Source organism: Nitrobacter sp. JJSN, from assembly GCF_051912485.1.
GTDB lineage: Bacteria > Pseudomonadota > Alphaproteobacteria > Rhizobiales > Xanthobacteraceae > Nitrobacter.
Genome location: NZ_CP196822.1, coordinates 193,254 through 214,840, shown reverse-complemented (window position 1 = coordinate 214,840; position 21,587 = coordinate 193,254). Strand labels below are relative to the sequence as shown.

Annotated in this window: 22 protein-coding genes and 1 tRNA gene; 11 read left to right on the top strand and 12 right to left on the bottom strand. The window is 62.2% G+C overall.

The annotated features are described in order from the left end of the window. Positions 1 to 174 precede the first annotated feature (174 nt). The 5 genes from ACSZOQ_RS01115 to ACSZOQ_RS01095 all read left to right on the top strand — a co-directional run bounded on the left by ACSZOQ_RS01115 (position 175) and on the right by ACSZOQ_RS01095 (position 3,213). Positions 175 to 342 carry a hypothetical protein gene (locus tag ACSZOQ_RS01115; protein ID WP_439924281.1) on the top strand — a complete coding sequence of 56 codons (168 nt, stop codon included), beginning with the start codon at positions 175 to 177 and terminating at the stop codon, positions 340 to 342. Continuing rightward, a complete protein-coding gene (ctrA, locus tag ACSZOQ_RS01110; RefSeq protein ID WP_439924280.1) occupies positions 327 to 1,028 on the top strand; it encodes a response regulator transcription factor CtrA in 702 nt (233 codons plus the stop codon). The genes ACSZOQ_RS01115 and ctrA overlap by 16 nt, the downstream gene beginning before the upstream one ends. A 193-nt stretch (positions 1,029 to 1,221) precedes the next feature. Further along, positions 1,222 to 1,626, top strand: coding sequence for a DUF350 domain-containing protein (locus tag ACSZOQ_RS01105; protein WP_439924279.1), 405 nt, complete (start codon positions 1,222 to 1,224; stop codon positions 1,624 to 1,626). Positions 1,627 to 1,628: 2 nt separating this feature from the next. Further along, the gene (locus ACSZOQ_RS01100; RefSeq protein WP_439924278.1) at positions 1,629 to 2,030 is read left to right on the top strand and encodes a hypothetical protein; all 402 of its coding nucleotides are present in this window, start codon (positions 1,629 to 1,631) and stop codon (positions 2,028 to 2,030) included. 25 nt (positions 2,031 to 2,055) lie between these two features. Beyond that, positions 2,056 to 3,213: a glutathionylspermidine synthase family protein gene (locus ACSZOQ_RS01095; protein WP_439924277.1), complete on the top strand. Its 1,158-nt coding sequence runs from the start codon at positions 2,056 to 2,058 to the stop codon at positions 3,211 to 3,213. Between the two features lie 51 nt (positions 3,214 to 3,264). Here ACSZOQ_RS01095 and ACSZOQ_RS01090 read toward each other — a convergent pair whose 3' ends face one another. From ACSZOQ_RS01090 to chpT, 6 genes are all read right to left on the bottom strand, one after another. Next, complete coding sequence (locus tag ACSZOQ_RS01090) at positions 3,265 to 4,131, bottom strand: CheR family methyltransferase (RefSeq protein WP_439924276.1); 867 nt, start codon at positions 4,129 to 4,131, stop codon at positions 3,265 to 3,267. Beyond that, positions 4,128 to 5,285 carry a protein-glutamate methylesterase/protein-glutamine glutaminase gene (locus tag ACSZOQ_RS01085; protein ID WP_439924275.1) on the bottom strand — a complete coding sequence of 386 codons (1,158 nt, stop codon included), beginning with the start codon at positions 5,283 to 5,285 and terminating at the stop codon, positions 4,128 to 4,130. The genes ACSZOQ_RS01090 and ACSZOQ_RS01085 overlap by 4 nt, the downstream gene beginning before the upstream one ends. 71 nt (positions 5,286 to 5,356) lie before the next feature. Next, positions 5,357 to 5,722 (bottom strand): response regulator, encoded by a 366-nt coding sequence (locus ACSZOQ_RS01080; protein ID WP_439924274.1) that lies wholly within the window; start codon positions 5,720 to 5,722, stop codon positions 5,357 to 5,359. Between the two features lie 68 nt (positions 5,723 to 5,790). Next, positions 5,791 to 6,261 (bottom strand): chemotaxis protein CheW, encoded by a 471-nt coding sequence (locus ACSZOQ_RS01075; RefSeq protein WP_439924273.1) that lies wholly within the window; start codon positions 6,259 to 6,261, stop codon positions 5,791 to 5,793. A gap of 11 nt (positions 6,262 to 6,272) precedes the next feature. Beyond that, positions 6,273 to 8,993, bottom strand: coding sequence for a hybrid sensor histidine kinase/response regulator (locus tag ACSZOQ_RS01070; RefSeq protein WP_439924272.1), 2,721 nt, complete (start codon positions 8,991 to 8,993; stop codon positions 6,273 to 6,275). Between the two features lie 337 nt (positions 8,994 to 9,330). Continuing rightward, positions 9,331 to 9,978: a histidine phosphotransferase ChpT gene (gene chpT, locus ACSZOQ_RS01065; protein WP_439924271.1), complete on the bottom strand. Its 648-nt coding sequence runs from the start codon at positions 9,976 to 9,978 to the stop codon at positions 9,331 to 9,333. A 204-nt stretch (positions 9,979 to 10,182) separates the two neighbouring features. Here chpT and ACSZOQ_RS01060 point away from each other — a divergent pair, with 204 nt between their 5' ends. Further along, a complete protein-coding gene (locus ACSZOQ_RS01060; RefSeq protein ID WP_439925902.1) occupies positions 10,183 to 10,962 on the top strand; it encodes a 3'(2'),5'-bisphosphate nucleotidase CysQ family protein in 780 nt (259 codons plus the stop codon). Between the two features lie 77 nt (positions 10,963 to 11,039). Here the strand turns inward: ACSZOQ_RS01060 and ACSZOQ_RS01055 are convergent, their stop codons facing one another. Next, on the bottom strand, positions 11,040 to 11,546 hold the full coding sequence (locus tag ACSZOQ_RS01055; protein ID WP_439925900.1) for a YHS domain-containing (seleno)protein: 507 nt from the start codon (positions 11,544 to 11,546) through the stop codon (positions 11,040 to 11,042). Between the two features lie 114 nt (positions 11,547 to 11,660). Here ACSZOQ_RS01055 and ACSZOQ_RS01050 point away from each other — a divergent pair, with 114 nt between their 5' ends. The 3 genes from ACSZOQ_RS01050 (at position 11,661) to ACSZOQ_RS01040 (ending at position 14,019) form a co-directional block, all read left to right on the top strand. Further along, a complete protein-coding gene (locus tag ACSZOQ_RS01050) occupies positions 11,661 to 12,290 on the top strand; it encodes a DUF1134 domain-containing protein (RefSeq protein ID WP_439924270.1) in 630 nt (209 codons plus the stop codon). A gap of 231 nt (positions 12,291 to 12,521) precedes the next feature. After that, positions 12,522 to 13,796, top strand: coding sequence for a hypothetical protein (locus tag ACSZOQ_RS01045; protein ID WP_439924269.1), 1,275 nt, complete (start codon positions 12,522 to 12,524; stop codon positions 13,794 to 13,796). A gap of 148 nt (positions 13,797 to 13,944) precedes the next feature. Beyond that, positions 13,945 to 14,019 (top strand) — tRNA-Val (locus tag ACSZOQ_RS01040). Positions 14,020 to 14,076: 57 nt separating this feature from the next. Here the strand turns inward: ACSZOQ_RS01040 and ACSZOQ_RS01035 are convergent. From ACSZOQ_RS01035 to ACSZOQ_RS01025, 3 genes are all read right to left on the bottom strand, one after another. After that, positions 14,077 to 14,334, bottom strand: a complete 258-nt coding sequence (locus ACSZOQ_RS01035; RefSeq protein WP_439924268.1) for a hypothetical protein — start codon at positions 14,332 to 14,334, stop codon at positions 14,077 to 14,079. Between the two features lie 84 nt (positions 14,335 to 14,418). Beyond that, a complete protein-coding gene (locus ACSZOQ_RS01030) occupies positions 14,419 to 15,123 on the bottom strand; it encodes a metallophosphoesterase (protein WP_439924267.1) in 705 nt (234 codons plus the stop codon). Positions 15,124 to 15,309: 186 nt separating this feature from the next. Next, positions 15,310 to 16,854, bottom strand: coding sequence for an acetolactate synthase large subunit (locus ACSZOQ_RS01025; RefSeq protein ID WP_439924266.1), 1,545 nt, complete (start codon positions 16,852 to 16,854; stop codon positions 15,310 to 15,312). 248 nt (positions 16,855 to 17,102) lie between these two features. On the opposite strand from ACSZOQ_RS01025, the gene ACSZOQ_RS01020 reads away from it, so the two are divergent. Further along, complete coding sequence (locus ACSZOQ_RS01020) at positions 17,103 to 17,666, top strand: L,D-transpeptidase (protein WP_439924265.1); 564 nt, start codon at positions 17,103 to 17,105, stop codon at positions 17,664 to 17,666. Positions 17,667 to 17,745: 79 nt separating this feature from the next. After that, complete coding sequence (locus ACSZOQ_RS01015; protein WP_439924264.1) at positions 17,746 to 18,555, top strand: DUF2927 domain-containing protein; 810 nt, start codon at positions 17,746 to 17,748, stop codon at positions 18,553 to 18,555. 51 nt (positions 18,556 to 18,606) lie between these two features. Here ACSZOQ_RS01015 and ACSZOQ_RS01010 read toward each other — a convergent pair whose 3' ends face one another. Further along, a complete protein-coding gene (locus tag ACSZOQ_RS01010; protein WP_439924263.1) occupies positions 18,607 to 19,782 on the bottom strand; it encodes an isovaleryl-CoA dehydrogenase in 1,176 nt (391 codons plus the stop codon). A 135-nt stretch (positions 19,783 to 19,917) separates the two neighbouring features. Continuing rightward, positions 19,918 to 21,399, bottom strand: a complete 1,482-nt coding sequence (locus tag ACSZOQ_RS01005; protein ID WP_439924262.1) for a methyl-accepting chemotaxis protein — start codon at positions 21,397 to 21,399, stop codon at positions 19,918 to 19,920. Positions 21,400 to 21,587 lie beyond the last annotated feature (188 nt).

Sequence of the window (21,587 nt, the reverse complement as noted above, 5' to 3'; positions counted from 1 at the left end):
ACCTCGTGTTTACCCGCATCGTTAATCATTGCGTCATTGTCTTTGGTAACTGAGCGCGCCTGTCTTCAGGACGAAGGCGAGTCGCGAGAGTCGGTTAGGCCTGACTTTTAATGTGGAGCCTGAGCGTATTCGGATAAGAAAAGCTGCTTCAATGCAACATCTTAGGGCGATTCGATGAAAATTGCACCGACAGACCTTGCACAACGGAATCAGTTTTTGTTAACCATAGGCAGTCAGGATCCGAATCAGTTGCTTAAAGGCGTTTCCAGTGCCGCAAGTATTGCGGCCGGCCTGACGCCCGGCGCGGCGACGATTAGGGGACTGGCATGCGCGTTTTGCTGATAGAAGATGACAGCGCCGTCGCGCAGTCGATCGAGCTGATGCTCAAGTCCGAGAGTTTCAACGTCTATACGACGGATCTCGGCGAAGAAGGCGTCGACCTCGGCAAGCTATACGACTACGACATCATCCTTCTCGATCTGAACCTGCCCGACATGTCCGGTTACGACGTGCTCAAGCAGCTTCGCGTCTCCAAGATCAAGACACCCATTCTGATCCTCTCCGGCCTCGCCGGCATCGAGGACAAGGTCAAGGGTCTCGGCGTCGGCGCCGACGACTACATGACAAAGCCCTTCCACAAGGACGAACTGGTAGCCCGCATCCATGCGATCGTGCGCCGCTCCAAGGGTCATGCCCAGTCGGTGATCCAGACCGGCGATCTCGTGGTCAATCTCGACACCAAGACGGTGGAAGTCGGCGGCCAGCGCGTCCACCTCACGGGCAAGGAATACCAGATGCTGGAGCTGCTTTCGCTCCGCAAGGGCACCACCCTGACCAAGGAAATGTTCCTCAACCACCTCTATGGCGGCATGGACGAGCCCGAGCTGAAGATCATCGACGTCTTCATCTGCAAGCTGCGCAAGAAGCTCGCCAATGCCTCCGAAGGCCGCAATTTCATCGAGACCGTCTGGGGCCGCGGCTACGTGCTGCGCGAACCGCACGAAGAAGAAGTGCGCATCCCGGCCTGACATCGGAATTCACCGTTCCTCCCAGACTGGCCCCGCCGTAAATGGCGGGGTCTTTGTTTGTGAGGCCTACCAAGTCTGCGCTTTGCTCTAACCAGAAGGCCCGGCCGGTCCTGCCGTGAACCCGTCGCCGGGTTGTCGCGACTGACACGACATGGCTGAATATCCGGGCTGAGGCGTCACCACGGGGGCTGACATGATCCTGCAATCGTTGGCCGGGCTGCCAGCCTTCCTGCTGTATTTCTGCACGGGCCTGATCGCCGTCGTGCTGTATCTGTTCGTCTATACGCGCGTCACGCCGCACGATGAATTCAAACTGATCCGCGACAACGATCCGGCGGCGGCCATCGCGCTGGGCTTAAGCCTGATCGGCTTCGTCATTCCGGTGGTCAGTGCGATCATCCACACCGTCAACGTCATCGACTGCCTGATCTGGAGCGTGATCGCACTGATCGTCCAGATCGCCGTCTATTACATCGTCAAAATTCCGGTGCCGAACCTGTCGGCTCGGATCGCGGCGGGCGAACTCGCGCCGGCGATCTGGCTCGGCCTGTCGTCGATCGCAGCCGGCGCGATCAACGCGGCGTCGATGGTCTACTGACCATGTCCCGTCCTCCCGCCGAGCAGTTCGGAAAGCGGCGGCTGCCGCCGCTCGAACCGTCACCTCCGGTGAAACGCTCCAGACATGTCGCGCTGCTGGTGATGGGCACGCTCGCCGTCGGCGGTGGCGCCTACGCGCTGATGCCACACAACAAATGCGAACCTAACCGCCCTGGCGTCGCGGCGTCCGCCACACCAGGCCAGACCGCTACCGCCTGCAATTCGGGTTCATCGAGCGGCGGACACAGCAGCGGCTGGTCATCGCGATCGAGTTTTTACGGCGGCGATTCCTCATCGAGCCATTCGTCGTCCGCGACATCGTCTGAATCCGGCAGCGGTCCCGTCACACGCGGCGGCTTTGGCGGTTTCGCCCATGCGATCTCGGCTCACTTCTCCGGCGGCTAACGCCGGCGGCTCGCGAGTCCCTCATATGCAACGCATCGCCTGCCCTGAACGCAACGACTGGCAAACGACAGCAGAGAACGCCGGCTTCGCGTTTCATACCCTCGACGGCCAACGTTACTGGGACGAGCGCGCTTATTACGCATTCCCGCTGGAGGAGATCGAGCGCGGAATCGAAGCGCCGACCGGCGAAATCCACGCCATGTGCCTCGAGCTGGTCCAGCGCGCAATGAATGACGAGGGCGTGCTACGTCGCCTCGGGATCCCGCAAGCCTGCTGGCCGATCCTCACCGACAGCTGGCGGCGCAGTGACGCCACACTCTACGGCCGTTTTGACTTCAGCTTCAGCGGTCAAGGTCCGGCGAAACTGCTCGAATACAATGCCGATACGCCCACCTCGCTGTTCGAGGCCGCGGTATTTCAATGGACCTGGCTCGAACAGGCGATGGAGCGCCAGATCATCCCCAAGGGAGCCGATCAGTTCAACTCCATCCATGACAAGCTGATCGCGCGATGGCGGGAGATCGCGCCCGGCGGCCATATTCATCTGACCGGGCTTTACGCCAACCCCGAGGATGCGGTTACGCTGAACTATCTCGAGGATACAGCTCGGCAGGCCGGCCTTCAGACGACATCGCTGGAGATCGAGAGCATCGGCGTCGACGGCGCCGGCCAATTCGTCGATCTCGACAATCGTCACATTGAACTCGCGTTCAAGCTCTACCCTTGGGAATGGATGCTGCGCGACAGCTTCGGCTCCAAGGTTCAGGCCGCGTCGACGCGATGGATCGAGCCACCCTGGAAGGTCGTGCTCTCCAACAAGGGAATCCTGCCGCTGCTGTGGGAGATGTTTCCCAACCACCCGAACCTGCTGCCCGCCTATTTCGAGGACGATGCCGAGGCGAGCAAGCTCGGCAGCTCGTATGTGCGCAAGCCGATATATTCGCGCGAAGGCGCCAACATCGAACTGGTCAGCGGCGGAACGGCGTTGGATCAGCAGGGTGGGCCCTATGGCAGCGAAGGGTTCGTGCGTCAGGCCTTCGCGCTGCTACCGACCTTCGATGCTCAGTATCCGGTAATCGGAAGCTGGATCGTCGGCGATCAGGCTTGCGGACTGTCGATCCGCGAGGACGAGAACCCGATCACCGGCAACACGTCGCGCTTTGTGCCGCACGCGATCTTGTAAACGCGGCATCACGCGTCAGCAGCGAACCCTATAATAACATCGAAGCGGAGCCTAGGCGCGGGCGGCGGACTTGGCCGACGGCATGCCAGGCACCAGCGACGGCGCGCTAACGCGATTGGGCCGATAGAGACCGCGCTTGTCCGGATGGGGCTTGAATGCGTCGGTCAGCCCGACCACGGTTTCCGCGGCGCCGAGCGCCAGGAAGCCATCGGTTTCCATCCGCTTCGCAAGCCGCAGGAAAATGCTGACTTTGGTCTCTTGATCGAAATAGATCAGCACGTTGCGGCAGAAGATTATGTCGAAGGTGCCGAGGTGAGAAAAATCCTGCAACAGGTTGAGCTGGCGATGCTGAACCATCGCGCGAATGTCGGCGTTGATCTGCCAGAGTTCACCGACCTGCTTGAAATACTTGATCAGCAACTGAATGGGCAGCCCGCGCTGCACCTCGAACTGACTGTAGAGACCAGCTTTCGACTTTTCGAGCACTTCGTTCGACAGATCGGTGGCGATGATCTCGGTACGCCAGCCCGCCACCGCCGGACCACATTCCTTGAGGCACATCGCGATCGAATACGGCTCCTGTCCGGTCGAGCCCGCGGCGCACCAGATCCGCAGGCTGCGGCGAGCCGCGCGCGCCTGCAGCAGCGCCGGGATCATGGTCTCTCGCAGATGATCGAACGGGGTCTTGTCGCGAAAGAAGAACGTTTCGTTGGTGGTCATCGCCTCGACCACGTCGACGATCAGCGCCTCGGCGCCGCTCTTCATCCTCTGCACGAGGTCGCCGATGCCTGAAAGGCCGGCCTTGCGCGCGAGCGGGATCAGACGGCTCTCGACCAGATATTGCTTGTCGACGGCGAGATCGAGTCCGGACCGGTCCTTCAGAAACTTGCGCAGATACTCAAAATCAAGCGGCGTCACGAATGGCCTCCCGCGAATAGCCGAACAAGTTTCGGTGCGATTTGTTGAAGCGGCAGAACGGCCGCGCAAATTCCGGCCTGGGCGGCTGCGCCCGGCATTCCCCACACCACGCTGCTCGCTTCGTCTTGCGCGATGACGGTCCCTCCCGCCGCAACAATTTGCTTGCCGCCGCGCATTCCGTCCGATCCCATCCCCGTCAGGATGACAGCCAGAATACCTCCCTGCCAGATGTCGATCGCCGAGGTGAACAGCGGATCGACGGCCGGTTTGCAGAAATTCACCGCAGGGCCGTCGTCGAGCACGATGACGGCGCCCAGGCCCTTTCTGGCCAAACGCATGTGACGGCCACCAGGCGCAAGATAAATATGCCCCGGCTTCACGACCTCCCCATCCACGCCCTCATGCGCGGGGCGTCCGGCGACCCGCGCCAGATGCTCCGCGAGAATGGTCGTGAACGTCGGCGGCATGTGCTGCGTGATCAGCACCGGATAGCTGTCGATCACTGGCCCTATTCCGGCCACCAGCGTCATCAGCGCCTGCGGCCCGCCCGTGGACGAGCCGATCAGGAGCGCGCGCGGGGACAGCATGCTGAAAGGACGCAGCACCGGTGCGGGATGCGGCGGCGCTGCAGCGGTAGCAACGGAGCGCGGTTCCTGCTCGTGCGGCGCCAACGGCGGCGCGGTGAGCGCCGCCGGACGACAACGTTTTGCGGCGAGGTGCCGGATCTTCTGGATCAGGTCGTGCTTGAAGATATCGGCCGCTGCGATCTCGCGGGTGCTCTCTGGCTTCGGAATGTAATCGGCGGCGCCCAGCGACAGCGCTTTGAAACTGATCTCTGCATTTCGACGGGTCAGCGTCGAGGCCATGATCACAATGAGATTGCGTTTCTTGGCCAGCAGTTGCGGCAGCGCAGAGATGCCGTCGAGATCAGGCATTTCGATATCGAGAACGACGACGTCGGGATTGGCGCGCTCGACCTGGTTGACCGCGTCGAGCCCGGTGCGCAGTGAGGCTGCGACCATCATGTCGGGCTCGGCCTCGATCCAGCGTGAAATCAGTCCGCGAATGACGACCGAGTCATCGACCACCATGACACGCAGCGGCTCCTGCCTTCCCGAATTCAGCGCCGCCGGACTTGCCAAAGCAGTACTCATTACTCACCAGACACAACCACGAACAAAGAAATATCAGCAGCGGCCGGGATCTGCTCCGAGCGCGGCGAACTTCAGATCAGACCGATTTCGTGAAACTTCGCCGTCACGATGTCCTTGTCGAACGGCTTCATGATGTATTCGTTGGCACCGGCATGGAGCGCGCGGGCGATGTGCGCGACATCGTTCTCCGTGGTGCAGAACACCACCTTCGGCTGATCGCCGCCGGGCATCCGGCGCAGGTTGCGAAGGAACTCGTAACCGTCCATGACCGGCATATTCCAGTCCAGCAGCACGGCATCCGGCAGCTCGCGCTTGCAAGCGTCCAGCGCCTTCTCGCCATCCTCCGCCTCGATGATGTGAAAATCAAAGCTTTCCAGGATACGCCGCGCGACCTTACGGATAACGCTCGAATCATCCACGACCAGACATGTTTTCATTTTCGGCCTCCGCTCTTTTGAACCTTCACGACGGGACGTTTCCCGATGAACCGTACTTGCCGACGGTCTCAGGCCGCAAGCTTGTCAGGCGCGATCTCCAAAACTCGATCGACATCGAGGACAACCATCAACTGGCCATCCAGCCGATGCACGCCTGCCGACATCTTCGCCATCCGCGGATCGAGATTGACCGGATTGACCTCGCGGCCTTCATCCGCGAGCTTCATGACCTCGCCGATCGAATCGATCAGAAGTCCGTAGGACTCGCCGCGCAGTTCGACACCGACAGCCATCGGCGGTCGACCGGTATCTTCCTTCGGCAGGCCGAGCCGCGCGCGCATGTCGATCGCGGTGACGATACGGCCGCGCAGATTCAACACGCCCGCGACATCGTTCGATGCCAGCGGCACCCGGGTCAGGCGTTCCGGCATGAAGACATCCTGCACCCGCGAGATCGGCAACCCGAACAACTGACCGCCGATCGTTGTGGTCACGTATTCGGTGATCGCGCCTTCGCTGCCTTGGTTTACAGTGGTCATCTTCGGATCCTTCATGCCGCCCGGTGAATTTCGGCGGTTTGTTCCTTCAACGCCGCAATCAGACCGGGCCGGTCGAATTTGGCGACATAGTCGTGGAAGCCTGCCTGGCGGCCCCGCTCGATCGCGGCCGGAGAGATCATTGACGACAGCGCGATGATCGGAGTGCTGCTCAGACTGCGATCGGAGCGCACCGTCTCCGCGAACTCGAAGCCGTTCATGTCCGGCATCTCGATATCGGTGAGAATCGCGTCGAACTCCTGGCCTGACCGCAGCACGACAAGACCTTCCTGCGCGTTGGTCGCGAGCTGGACCCGATAGCCTGCGGCCTTGAGAACGGGCGCCAGCATGTTGCGGAAGAAGGCGCTGTCATCCACCAGCAACACCGACTGCGTAGTCGCCTCCGGACGCATCTCCTTGCGGCTGAACCAGTCGGAGAAGGCCATCGGCAGGAAATGACCGACGTCGATCACTTCCGTCGCATGGCCCTTGATGACAGCGGATCCGAGAACGCCCTGCTGACCGCTCGCCACCTCGATGTTCAGACGCTCCTCGACGATATCGATGATCTCATCGACCACGAGTCCCATCGAACGGCCGTCGTCAGCGAACACCAGGATCGGCTGCGAGCCTTCGGTCCGGACCGAAACGCCATCCATCTGCACCAGCGGCATGAGCTGATCGCGGTACTGCACCATATAGCGGCCGTTGGAGAGCTCGATCTTGTCGATCCCGATCTCCTCCAGTCGCGTGACCAGCGCGAGCGGCACCGCCTTGGGCTGATCGGATCCGGCGCGGAACACCAGTAGCGACGTCATCTGTTCGGCGCCGCCGGCGCGCGTCGCCGCGTTCTCGTCGGCGAGCTCCTGCTGAGTCGTGACCGACGTGCCGAGCGCGTGGGCGATACCGTTCGGGTCGATGATCATGATCACGGCGCCGTCGCCGAGAATGGTGTTGCCCGAGAACATGCCGATATGCCGGAGCTTGGTCGACATCGGCTTGACCACGATTTCCTCGGTATGGAATACGCCGTCCACAACGATGCCGAAAGTCTGATTGCCGACCTGCGTCACCACAATGAAGCCGTTCTCCGGATCGCTGGACGTACCATCGTCGATCTTCAGAAGTTTCTTCAGGTGCATCAGCGGCAAGAGCTTGTTGCGCAGCCGCAGCACCGGCGTGTCCTTGATGCGCTCGATGCGGTGCTCTGAATTGGCGCGCGCGCGCACCAGCTCGATCACTGCGAGCTGCGGTATTGCGAAACGGTCGCCCGCCGCCTCCACGATCAGTGCCGACACGATCGCCAGCGTCAGCGGAATCTTGACGGTGACGCTGGAGCCCTCGCCCGCCACCGACTTGATGTCGATAGTGCCGCCGATCTGATCGATGTTGGTGCGCACCACGTCCATGCCGACGCCGCGTCCGGAGACGCTCGTCACAGACGCCGCAGTCGAGAAACCTGGAGCGAAGATGAACTTGTGGATCTGCGCCTCGGTCATCTGCTCGAGCTCGGCCTCGGTCGCGAGGCCGTTCTGGATTGCCTTGGCCTTGATGCGCTCGGTGTTGAGGCCGCGGCCATTGTCAGCGATGCAGATGAGGATGTGGCCACCCTCGTGATAGGCCGAAAGACGGATCGTGCCCTGTTCAGGCTTGCCGGCCTTGACGCGTTCTGCCGGCGTTTCCAGGCCATGGTCGGCAGAATTGCGCACCATGTGCGTCAGCGGATCCTTGATCAGATCGAGAACCTGACGGTCGAGTTCGGTATCGGCCCCATGCATCTCGAGTTCGATCTGCTTGCCGAGTTCGCTCGACAGGTCGCGCACGATACGCGGCAACTTCTGCCAGGCATTGCCGATCGGCTGCATGCGCGTCTTCATGACGCCTTCCTGCAGCTCCGCGGTGACGTTGGACAGCCGTTGCAACGGCACCTTGAATTCGTTGTCTTCGTGCCGGCGGCTGATCTCGAGCAGCTGGTTGCGCGTCAACACGAGCTCGGACACCATCGTCATCAGGTGCTCGAGCGTATCGACATTGACGCGGATCGACTGGTGGGCGACCCGGTCGCCCTCCGGAGTCTCGATCTCAACAGCGGACTTCTTCGGCGCGGCCTTGGCGACAGCCTTCGGAGCAGCAGCCGGCGCAGGTGCCTCTGGCGCCGGTTGCGGCGCGGGTGCCTCGACCGCCGGCTGCGGAGCAGGCGCGGCGGACTCGACCTCCGTCTCCCGAAACGCACGCTCGAGATCATCAAGCGACACCTCGCCCGGACGCAGCTGGCGTTCGAGAATCTGAAAAGCGAGCGTCCCAGCCGTTTCAGGAGCGGCCGTTTCAGGAGGGGCCGCTTCAACGGCAAGCTCGGACGCACCGTGCTCGGCGATGTGATGCAGCTTGTCGATCAAATCCGGATCGGAGCCTTCCGGCTCGGCCTCGGTCGCCTCGAGCTGGGCCAGGATGTCCTTGATGCGGTCGATGGTGGAGAGAATAAGTGTCACGGCCTCGCCGGTGACCGGCATGCCGTCGCGAAACTTTCCCATCAGCGTTTCCGCCGCATGCGCAAGCGCTTCAAGTCTCGGAAGGCCTAGAAAGCCGCACGTGCCCTTGATGGTGTGGACCAGCCGAAAGATATTATCCAATATCTTCGCGTTGTTCGGATCCTGCTCGAAACGGATGAGCTGATTGTCAACGGTGTCCAAACTCTCGTTGGTCTCGGTCAGGAATTCGCGGAGAAGATCATCCATGGTTTCTGGCCTTCGAAACCCCGGCGCGAGTTCTTCGCGCCTTTCCGGGGATGCGCCAGTTTCAACGCAAAGCATTTAAATATTGGTTGAGCAGACGGAAAAGAACGCGCCTAAAGAGTGAGAGGATGGCGAAGTAGATCATTCATAATTGTACAGGCCGTCGAAGCGCCGGCGCGAATTCGCCGCGCCTTTGCGGAGTTTTGGCTGGTTACAAACGCGAAGCGTTCAATATTGGTTGAGCAAACGAAAAGAAGCGTGCCAACAGATAGACAAGAGTTGAGGCACGTTCCAACAGACTCGGAAACCATTCGCTAACCATGTTGGTCGACGCGGAGCTTCAACGAGCAGTCACAACCACTTTCTCGCTGTCGGCGACGAACGCGATGCTGATGCCGCAGGCCTCAGCAAGCAGACGCGTATAGTAGGGCTGAACCGCATGGGCATCGACGGTACCGACGGGACCGGATGCCAGAAGATCGGCGATGGTCTGCGGTATGCGGGCGTTCAGCCCGGCGGCGGTGATTTGAAAGCCCATCGCCTCGCCCTCGCCGAGCGGATCGACCGTCAGCACGCCCCCGCGGGGGATTGTCTGCTGCGCGATCACCAGCAAGTTGAGCACGAGTTTCACCTTGTTCTTCGGCAAAAGCAGGCGCGGCAAATTCCAGGCGATCGTGATCTTGCCGTCCTCAAAATGGCCTTTCGCCATGTTCTGCGCATCGCCAAGATCGATCTGCGCGCCGGCCGAGCCCGCGGCGCCGAATGCCAGACGGCAGAACTGAAGCCGCGCCGATGCGGTTTTGGCGCTCTTGCGGATCAGATCGAGAGCGAATTCGCGATCGTCCGGCTTTGGATTGTCGTCCAGCACCTCGAGCCCGTTGACGATTGCGCCAACCGGACTAATGAGATCATGACAAACGCGCGAACAGAGCAGTGCCGCGAGTTCGAGCTTATCGGGAACGGGACCGGGAGACGATGTGTCAGACATAATACCTGTTCCTGGGATCTGTTTCGGCAAATCCGCAGCGCGCAGACTTGCAGCGCGCAGACTTGGCGAATCAAACAACCTTTGTGGCTTGATACACCGCCGGAGCCTGTGCTGCCACAACAAGGCGGTCGCCGTCGTTTTCCGGCACTGTGCAAGGGAGCTTCGAACGTGCCGGTGATCGACGCTCAATCCGCCGCGGCACTGATGGATCCCCTGACGGCCCTGGTCGCGAAAGCCGGCGCCGCCATCCTCTTGGTCAACCGCGATCGCATGACGATCGGCGGCAAGGTCGATGGGTCTCCCGTAACCGAGGCGGATCTCACCTCTGACAGGATCATCGCCGAAGGGCTCGGGCAGCTCTGCCCCGAAATTCCGCTGCTGTCAGAGGAGCGCGTGCATCTCGCGACGCCGCCTTATGCCGGCAGCCTCTTCGTGATCGATCCGCTGGACGGCACCAAGGAATTCATCGCCGGCCGCGACGAATTTACCGTCAACCTCGCGATCGTGACGGACGGAGTGCCGTTGTTCGGCATCATCGGTGCGCCGGCGCTCGGCTTGATCTGGCGGGGCCTTGTTGGCCATGGCGCCCAGCGCCTTGCGGTCACGGTTGACGGCAAGGTCGGCGCCGCCGAGCCGATCGCGACCCGACCGTTTCCCGACCGCGGTTGCCAATGGATCGCCGCCGTCAGCCGTTCACACGGCGACCCCCGCTCGGACGACTTCATCGACAGCCGGCCCGGCGCGGTACGCAAACCGCTTGGCTCAGCGGTCAAGTTCTGCCGGATCGCGGAAGGCGAAGCCGATATCTATCCCCGTCTTGCCCCGACCGGCGAATGGGACGTTGCGGCGGGTCACGCCCTGGTCGCAGCCGCCGGCGGCAAGGTTACGGACGGGCGGGGCGTTCCGCTGCGTTTCGGCGAATCGCGCGACGGATTTCTGGTGCCGGAGTTCATCGCCTGGGGCGATCCCTTGGCCACGCCTTGACGCGGGACTGCAAGCCGGACCGCTGCTAGGGAGCATGATCCCGAAAAGTGGAAACCGGTTTTCGGATCAGATCGAATCTAGCGCGCCAGCGTTTCCTTCAGCACGGCCCATCGACGCGTCGCCTCAAGCAGATAGCGCGCCGGATTGGCCGCGAAAGCCGCGCGGCTGTCCTCATGACCGAACAGGTAAAGCCGCTGGCCGACAATGAGCCAGAGCCGCGCGGTTCCGGCAAAAGTCACGCCCCGCGCGATATCCACCGGATCATAGCCACCGAAACCTGGGCTATACACGTCGGGATTGGCGATAAAAAACGCGCGATTGTCGGGATTGCTGAAGCGCCAGATGGCGCCGCCCTGCGACACCTCGTAATCGGAGTCGCCCTGCACCGCCCGGGCGTCGGTAAAGAAAGCCACAGGATCGAACCCGCCGATCGCCAGACCCGTATAACGGTCGATCACGACCCGTTCGGAGGTAGCGGCCCTGGCCGCAAAGTCGACCTCGGCGCAGGCGAACCAGCTCCCCAGCAAAACAATCACGACTATTCCGAGGCGCAAGCCGTTTCCTTCCTGCCGCCGTGCCGTCATAGTTGGTGCGGATAACGTGCGAGTCGAGGGGACGATCGCCGCATCATACCGACCGCCTGTCAGCATCGGGTTAAAGACGCAGCGACAAGTTTCGCTACCTTGGGGGTTGCTTCCATGACTTTAATTTCGCGCCTTGCAGCGATCGCGCTTGCTGCCGTGACGACGTTCTGGGTCGTGCCGGCGCCCGCCCAGCAGTCAACGCCGCCATACGAGGCGCCTCCAGGCCAGCAACTGCCGCCGCCGCAACGGCATGCCGGTCCCGGCAGCTACTCGTCAGACGAATTGCTCAAGTCCGGCACCAGGTTCTTCGGCAACGTCTCGCGCGGCCTGGCCTCGGTCATCGAGCGCGCCGTAAGCCAGTGGGGCCTGCCGAACGGCTACATTCTGGGCGAGGAAGGCTCAGGCGCGTTCGTCGCGGGCCTGCGCTACGGCGAGGGCACCCTCTACACCAAGAATGCCGGTGACCTGAAAGTCTATTGGCAGGGTCCGTCGGTCGGTTTCGACTGGGGTGGCGACGGCGCCCGCACCATGACGCTGGTTTACAACCTGCCGGCCACCAACGCGATCTATCAGCGCTTCGGGGGCATCGAAGGCTCCGCCTACATCGTCGGCGGATTTGGCATGACGGCGCTGACCGCAAACAACATCGTGCTGGTGCCGATCCGCTCCGGTCTCGGGCTGCGGCTCGGCGCCAATATCGGCTATCTGAAATTCACGCCACGGGCGACCTGGAACCCGTTCTAAGATCCCCGATGGTTTCGTCCGCGACTGCGGGCGAGCGTGCAGGCGTCGCGCTGGTCTTTTGCTGGCCGCCCGTGGCATGGTAAGCAAATCCTTATCCGGGCTAGAGCGGGATGAGGAAAAGTGTGTAGCGGTTTTCCGCCCGCATCGCGCTCTCAAATATTGGAATCGATCACGTTCATGATTTTGGATCTATTCGATCCAAAATCATCGTGATCTAGTGGAGCACTGCCCATGGTCGAGCCGATCATGTATCTGGCGATCGGTTTTCTGGTTTCGATGCTGTGCGGACTAATGGTGATGCCGCTCGTGCATAACCGCGCCGTCCGCCTCACCACCAAACGCCTCGAAGCGGCGACCCCGCTGTCGATGGCCGAAATCCAGGCCGACAAGGATCAGCTGCGCGCCGAATTTGCGATGTCGGCACGCCGTCTGGAAATGAGCGTCGACCAGCTCAAGAGAAAGACCGCCAGCCAGTCCGCCGAACTCGGCAAAAAAGCCGACGCAATCAACCGGCTGAAGGTCGAGCTCGGCGAAAGGAACGCCGCGATATTCCGTCTCGAGGGGCACGAGAAGAAGGTCGGGGAGCATTTGCAATCCACCGAACAGGAACTTACCACCAAGGCCGAAACCTTGCAGAGCGCCGAGCAAAGCCTCGCCCACAGCCAGGCCGAGCTTGGCCGGCTCCGTCAGGAACTGTCGGACCGATCGCTGACAGCGGAGAGCCGGCAAACCGAACTGTTCGTGGTGCGCGCACAGATCGAGAGATTGCAGAGCCGCGTCAACGAGGTCGAAAAGGAATTCGCCGCCACGCAGGAGCAGCTCGAGCAGCAGCGTGGCGTATCGGCGGCCACAGCCCGGGAGCGCGACGACGCGCGCCAGCACGTCGAAAATCTGACTCAGCGCGTCGTCAAGATTGACAGCCAGCTCATCGACAAGGTCAAGGAAGCGGAAAGGCTCGGCAGTCGCGTCCGAGAGCTCGAAAGCCATCTCACCGCGCAGACCAAGACGCTGGCCGAGCGAGACCAGGAGAACGGTCCGTTGCGGAAGGCCAATGCGGCCGCCGAACGCACCATCAGCGAATTGCGCGAGGAGATCGCGTTGCTGAACGGCGGCAAGTCTCCGCTTATCGATGGACTGCGCAACGAAATGATCGCAGCCGAACGGGCGCTGCGCGCCGCCCATGACGAGCGAGCCAAACTGCAGCGCGACATCCATGTGATCCAGCAGCAGGCGGACTCCTCCGGCACGGTCGAGCACATGGAAAACGCGCTGCTGCGTGAGCGCATCAACGACGTCGCCGCCGAGGTCTCCCGGTTGGCCCTGACCATCGAGGGGCCGGATTCGCCGATCAAGGCCATCCTGGCGGCGGATACGGCCCCGATCAAGGCGGCGAAAACCGTGAACGGGACAGCCGGCAACGGCACGATTCCCTCCGCCGGCTCGCTGGCCGACCGCATCCGCGTCCTGCAATCCCAGGCTTCCCGCAGCGCGCGCCGGCCAGGTTGAGCGACCCAGTGGCCCCATTCCAACATTCGCATCCCGCTAAGGTTCGCTTGACACCCCCGCCCTGCATTCCCTAAATCGCGACTTCGGTCGCCGCGCCGGGTCGATCGAAACCAAGGCCCGGCAATTTTTTACGGCAGATGACGATTCCGGGCGCATAGCTCAGCGGGAGAGCGTTCCCTTCACACGGGAGAGGTCCAAGGTTCGATCCCTTGTGCGCCCACCATTTGTCCGGCGACGGATTGCCGTCGCGCCGGGCGCCGTTATGACCCGGCCCGATCGCTCACAAAAGATTGGTTCGCGCGAACAGCGCCCGCAACGCATCGGTCGCCTTGCGGCTCAGCATCGCGTCGCCGGCGGCGGCCTCGAGCGCGGCGCGTGCCTCCTCATGCAGGGCGCGAAACTCAGCCCATTCGACGGTGCTCAGGCGGGTGATGAAGTCGTAGGCCTGTCCCACCGTCGCGATGGCGACGGACTCACCGTTCACCTTGATGCGGAACGTCGCCTGCAGTTTCGTGACCGAGTCCGAGACCTTGTCCATGCCACACGAAAGACCTGCGTTGGGCGTGGCCGTCAAGGTGGATGATCATGGTATCCCACGAAAGAAGCTGGCTGCAGTTCCCAATCAATCCTGGCGCGGTTTGGTCGCCCCAGGCGTCGTGGTTCTATTCGCTGGAGGCTGAACGACGATGAAATCGACGGGTCCGCCGGGCAGCGCATCGTCAAACACACCGGTCACGAGACGACCGGTTCGCCATGCCCTTGTGTCGAGATTGGTGCGGCCCTGGTACAATTCCGGTCCCTGAGCAAACGAGTTGTGTCCATGCACGACATGGCGGCCCTCGAATCCGGCCGCATCGCCTTGGGGATAGCGTTTCCAGAGCAGCGTACTCTCTAGCTGCGCATCGCGCGCGACACCGGGGTCGACCCCGGCGTGAACATAGATCCGGTGCGCATCGATGTGCATGAGCGGCAGCGCCTCGAGCCAGACGATGTCCGCCTCCGGAATCACAAACGGATCGCCGCCATAGGACTCCAGGACCGCATCGCCACCGTGCTCCAGCCAGTGCGTCATTTTGGCAGAATCGCGCCACGCTGCGACCATCATGGCATCGTGATTGCCCTTGAGCGGAATGAAGGCCCAGCCGTCCGGCATTCCGCGCCGCAACCGGGCAATGACCTTGCTGCTGTCCGGCCCCTTGTCGACATAATCGCCGAGCATCACGAGCGTGCCACCGTGGCCGGCGGCGTGGGCATGAACCCCGTGCAAGGCCTCGCTTAGCAGATCGAAGCGGCCGTGAATGTCGGGAATGACATAGGTCAGACTCATTGGGGCTCGCGCGCGCGGCGCGTCCCTGCTCCGCTCAGCGCATCGACTGATCTTTACCGATCCGGCCATGTTCCAACTATAGCGTTTTCGAGCGAAGTGGATACCGGTTCGCGTAAAGAAAACGCGTCAAATCAGAACCATAGAGCGTCGCTTCTGATTCCATCAGAAACGAAAAGCTCCAGGCCGTCACATCTGTGCTTCGATAAGGCGCGGCCCCTTCTCGGCCATCGCTTCGGCAAGGGCTTTGTTGAGGTCGTCCGCGCTCGTCACGGCCCGGCCCGGCACACCCATGCCTCTCGCAAGCGACACCCAGTCGAGCGTCGGACGATCGAGGCTCAGCATGTCCATCGCCCGCTTGCCGGGCTCGCCGGCGCCGACGCCGTCGAACTCGCCGCGCAAAATCTGATACATGCGATTGGAGAAAACGATCGTGGTGACATCGAGCCCTTCGCGTACCTGCGTCCACAGCGATTGCAGCGTGTACATCGCGCTGCCGTCACCGACCAGGCAGATCACCTTGCGGTCGGGACAGGCCACCGCGGCGCCGGTCGCCACCGGCGTCGAAAAACCGATCGAACCGCCCATGTTCTGCAGCCAGTCATGGGGCGCTGAAGCGGCGGTTGGTGGAAAGAATCCGCGCCCCGTCGTGATCGACTCGTCGACGACAATGGCATTTTCAGGAATGGCCATCGCGATCGCCTGCGCAACGGACGCGTGATTGAGTGGCCCGGTCGGCCACGCAATGTCCATCGGCTTCTGCGGCTTCGCATCCTGCGGTCTGGCGCCAACGGCACCCGCCAGCGCTTCCAGCGCAGCCACCGAGTTTTCGCCGTTCGCCGTCATGCGATGCACGTCGCAGCCCTCGGGTTTCAAGAGGCTCGGCTTGTCCGGATAGGCGAAGAACGCGACGGGATCGTCGGCCTCGACCAGGATGATGGTTCTGAAGGGCCTCAGGACGGGCAACGCCTGCTCTATTACATAGGGGATGCGTTCGATGAAAAAGCGGCCGCGGCCCCGCGCCATGCGCGCGTTATAGGTCTGGCCCATCACCTTGCAGCCCGTCTTGCCTGCGATACCGGCGGCCAGCGCCAGTCCCTGTTCGGTCAGCGCGCGCCCCGTGAGCAGAAGCAGGGTCTCGCCGCCACCGCGCAGGAACTTCGCCGCGGTCTCGACCGCCTGCGACGAATAGCTGGTGCGCTGCGACGTCTCCGGCACCATGGCGATGCCGTCAGCCTCGTTCCATGCAGTGTCGGCGGGTAGGATCAGCGTCGCGATCTGCGGCGGTGAACCTTTCGCAGCCGCAACCGCCGCGGCGCCGTCCGCCGCAACGGATTTCGAATCCGGCGAGGTGCGGACCCAGGCCGACATCGGCCGGGCCAGCCCCTCAATATCCGATGTCAGCGGCGCGTTGTATCCAATGTGGTAGACCGCGTGCTGGCCGACGATGTTGACGATGCCTGAATTGGCCTTCCTGGCATTGTGAAGGTTGGCAAGGCCATTGGCGAGGCCCGGCCCAAGATGAAGCAGGGTGCAGGCCGGCGTGCCCTTCATGCGGAAATAGCCGTCGGCCGCGCCGGTCACCACGCCTTCGAACAGCCCGAGCACGCAGCGCATGCCCTCCACGCGGTCCAGTGCCGCGACGAAATGCATCTCGGAGGTACCAGGATTAGCAAAGCAAACGTCCACGCCGCCCTTAACCAGCGTCCGCACCAGGCTTTCAGCACCGTTCATCCCTGTGCTCCGCTTCCTCTTTTCGAACGAACGCGAGATCAACATCGTTCCAGCCGCGCGTCAAAGGATTGCCCGCGTATGGCTGGCATCAAGGCGGCTGGCGAGTCCCGCACAAGCCGCCGGGACTAGGAGGTTGATACCTTTTCGCAACGTTCGCGCAGGAACGGCCGTCCTCTCGCGGACGCAGCTTGCGAAATCGGGCGAATTATGGCCAGTCTCGCAGCCAGATCGATTGATGCGAGGACACAATGACGCGCGTTTTGGCTCTTTTGATTGCCGTCGCCTTTGCTTTCAATGCGAGGTCCGCGTTCGCGCAGTACGTCGATTCGCGCGACTTCATGGGTTTCGGTCCCAATATTACAACCGCAAACCCGATCCCGCGACAGCTCGTCTATTTCCAGAGCCGGTACGCGCCGGGCACCATCGTCATCAGCACCGGCGAGCGGCGGCTCTATCTCGTTCTCCCCAATGGCCAGGCGCTGAGATACGGCATCGGCGTGGGCCGCGACGGTTTCCGCTGGGGTGGCGTCCACCGCATCAGCGCCAAGAAGGAATGGCCGAGCTGGACCCCGCCCGCGCAGATGCTGCGCCGGCGTCCCGATCTGCCGCGCCACATGAAGGGCGGCATCGACAATCCGCTCGGGGCGCGCGCGATGTATCTCGGCTCCACGCTCTACCGCATCCACGGCTCCAACGAGCCGGAGACGATCGGTCAGGCCGTGTCCTCCGGCTGCTTCCGCATGACGAACGAAGACGTGGCGGACCTTTATGACCGCGTATCGGTCGGCACGACGGTCGTCGTCAAGAACTAGACCCACGGACGGGGCGCCGATCGGATCGCAGGCGCAAAAACGGCCTTTGCGCCCGCGCACGGGCTAGGGAAGCCCGCCGATGCATTCAGCTTTCCCGCTCAGGCTTGTCGCCGCCACGCTGATCGGAACGGCGCTCTGCTTGCGCCCCGCCGTGCAGCCTGCCATCGCAGAGTTTGCAGGCGCCGCCGCACGCCAGCACGCCGAGCGAAAAGCATTCACCGACAGTGAGATTCTCGACGGATTCTTCAAAATCGCCTTCGGCGCCGAGTACCACCTCGCCGGCCGGGTGGACCGCATCCGCAAATACAACGGACCGGTTCGCGTGACCGTCGACGGCGTCAATCGCGCCGACCGGAAGACGCAGCTCGCGAAAGTAGTCGCCGACATCGCACGGCGCGTTCGGCATCTCGACATCGCCATGGCCGACAGCGACGAGGCCGCCAACGTCACCGTCCGGCTGGTTCGCGACCGCGACCTCAATCGCACGATCGCCACGCTCTATGGCGCCAAGCGGGCTCGCGAGATCCACACATCGCTCGACCCTCAATGCCTATCCGGATTCCGCAAGAACGAGACATACGAGATCGAGCATTCCGACGTAATCCTGACCGTCGACAACGGCGACTTCATTTTCCTCGACTGCGCCTACGAGGAACTGCTGCAATCGCTCGGGCCCATCAACGACACCAGCTCCGTGCCGTGGACCATGTTCAACGACGACGTCCAGATGGGCTTCTTCGACATCTACGACCAGTACATCCTCAACATCCTCTACGATCCGCGCATCAACGCCGGCATGACCGTGCAGGAGGCCAAGGCGGTGCTGCCGCAGGTCATGATCGATGTGCGGGCGTGGGTGGCGAAGGTCAACGACCTGCCGCTGGAATAGCGAAACTGGCCGTTCGTTTCCTCGCCCTGCTCTTCGCAAAGAGAGGTAAGACTACGCGCTCTTCTCGAACAGTTCGCGGCCGATCAGCATGCGGCGGATTTCGCTGGTACCAGCGCCGATTTCATAGAGCTTGGCATCGCGCAGCAAGCGTCCGGTCGGATAGTCGTTGATGTAGCCATTGCCGCCAAGCAACTGGATCGCGTCCAGCGCGCACTGCGTCGCCTTCTCCGCCGCGTAAAGGATCGCCCCTGCCGAATCCTCGCGCGTGGTCTCGCCCCGATCGCAGGCCTTCGCCACCGCATAGACATAGGCGCGGCACGCATTCATGGTGACGTACATGTCGGCAACTTTGCCCTGCACAAACTGGAAATTGCCGATCGGCTGCCCGAACTGCTCGCGCTCGTGCACATAAGGCATCACCACGTCCATGCAGGCCTGCATGATGCCGAGCGGACCAGCGGCGAGCACGGCGCGCTCGTAGTCAAGACCGGACATCAGGACGTTGACGCCGCTGCCGACCTCGCCGAGCACATTGTCCTCAGGCACCTCGCAGTCCTCGAACACCAGTTCACAGGTGTCAGAACCACGCATGCCGAGCTTGTCGAGCTTCTGAGCAGTCGCAAATCCCTTCAGGCCTTTTTCGATGATGAAGGCGGTGATGCCGCGCGACCCTACCGCAACATCGGTCTTGGCGTAGACCACCAGCGTTTCCGCGATGGTCCCGTTGGTGATCCACATCTTGCTGCCGTTGAGGACGTAGCGGTCACCCTTCCTGTCGGCGCGCGTCTTCATCGATACCACGTCCGACCCGGCGCCAGGCTCCGACATCGCGAGCGCCCCGACGTTTTCGCCGGATATCAGTTTGGGTAGGTATTTGCGTTTCTGCGCGTCGCTGCCGTTGCGGCGCAATTGATTGACGCAGAGATTGGAGTGCGCGCCATAGGACAATCCGACCGAAGCCGAACTGCGCGAGATTTCCTCCATGGCGATGCAGTGTTCGAGGTAGCCGAGCCCCGCACCGCCATAGTCCTCCTCGACCGTGATGCCGTGCAGACCGAGCGCGCCGAGCCGGGGCCAGAGATCGCGCGGGAACTGGTTGGTCTTGTCGATCTCGGCGGCGCGGGGCGCGATCTCATTTTCGGAAAAGTCGCGGACCGTCTCGCGGATCGCATCGGCGGTTTCGCCGAGGTCGAAATTGAAAGCGCCAGGAGCATTGGAAAGGGTCACGCAAAGTCTCCCGCAGGCGCGACGGAACACATCGGAAACCGGACCGATCGCGTTTATCCCGGGAACGACCATGCCACGGCGAGGTGGCGGAGAGAAGAGCCGGCGTGACGGCTCTCTTCCGTCAATACCGCCACGCTACGCCAGCGCGCGCGATGCGTCCTTGACCTTGCGGGTCGCGACGTCCACGGACTTCGTAACGTCGGCGATTTCGCTCATGCTCGCGGTGATATCGGTAACCCCCTTAGCTGCGACCTGCATGTTGGACGAGATGCTCTGGGTCACCGACGCCTGTTCCTCGACCGACGCAGCGATGGCCGCCGATATTTCGTTGATGCGCGAAATGGTCTGGGTGATGGCCTCGATGACGCCCACGGCGCTGCTGGTGGTGTTCTGAACCTCGGCGACCTGGCCGCTGATCTCCTCGGTGGCCTTGGCGGTTTGCGACGCCAGGCTCTTCACTTCCGACGCGACCACCGCAAAACCCCGGCCGGCTTCCCCCGCGCGCGCCGCCTCGATCGTGGCGTTGAGCGCCAGCAGATTGGTCTGCTCGGCAATGCTGTTGATGAGATTGACGACGTCGCCGATTTTCTGCGCCGCCGTCGCAAGCCCGGCAACAATGGTGCTGGTCTCGTTGGCTTGCGTGACCGCGTGCTGGGAGATGGCGAGTGCGTCCGCCGCCTGGCGGCTGATCTCGCCGACCGATGCCGCGAGTTCTTCCGCGCCGGCCGCAACGGCCTGCATGTTGGTCGACGCTTGCGTGGATGCATCGGCGGCCGAGGTGACGCGTTCTGAGGTCGCAGCGACAGACTCGGTGATCTGGCCGAGGTCTGTGTCGATGGATTTCTGCAAATGCATGCGTCGCATGCGGTCTTCGACCTGGGTCGTCACATCGGTGGCGAACTTGACCACCTTCATAAGCGCCCCTTCTGCATCCTGAATGGGGTTATAGGACGCCTGAATCCAGACCGCCCGGCCGCCTTTGCCGATCCGCTTGTACTCGGCAGCCTGATATTCGCCGCGCCGAAGCGAGTCCCAAAAGGCCCTGTAAGCCGCGCTGTCGCGTTCTGCCGGCTCGACAAAGATCCGGTGGTGCTGTCCCTGGATCTCATCGAGACGGTAACCCAGCGCATTCAGGAAATTGTCGTTCGCCGTGATGATGGTGCCGTCGAGATTGAATTCGATCACGGCCTGCGCCTTGTGAATCGCCTTGAGCTGGCCTTCACAATCGGCGTTTCTGAGTTTCTGTTGGGTGATATCAGTGGCGAACTTGACCACCTTGAATGGCTTGCCGCGGCGGTCCAGCAGCGGGTTGTAGGAAGCCTGAATCCAGATGGGCCGCCCGCCCTTGGCGACGCGCTTGAACTCCTGCGCCTGATACTCGCCACGGCGCAGCGCATCCCAGAACCCGCGATACTCTGCGCTGTCACGCCGGGCCGCGTCCACGAATATGCTGTGGTGCTTGCCCCGGATTTCTTCCAGCGTGTAGCCCATCGCTTTGAGAAAATTCTGGTTCGCCGCGATGATCGTTCCATCGAGGTTAAACTCGATGACTGCCTGAGATCTGTTCAATGCGTCGAGTTTCGCGTTCGTGTCGCGAGATGCCGTGAGAAAGCCCATGATGGTCGCCCCTAAATGCCCCGACGACGACAATGCTCCCGACTGGTTAAACAACTTTTACTAGAACTAACACTTGTATTCCCTCTAACGTTGCTTAGTCCGGCGGTATCAACATCCCGTTTCGGGGATAGACATACCGACAGGTCTACTCGGCGCTGATCTTCACCATCGCATCCACGGCCTGCATC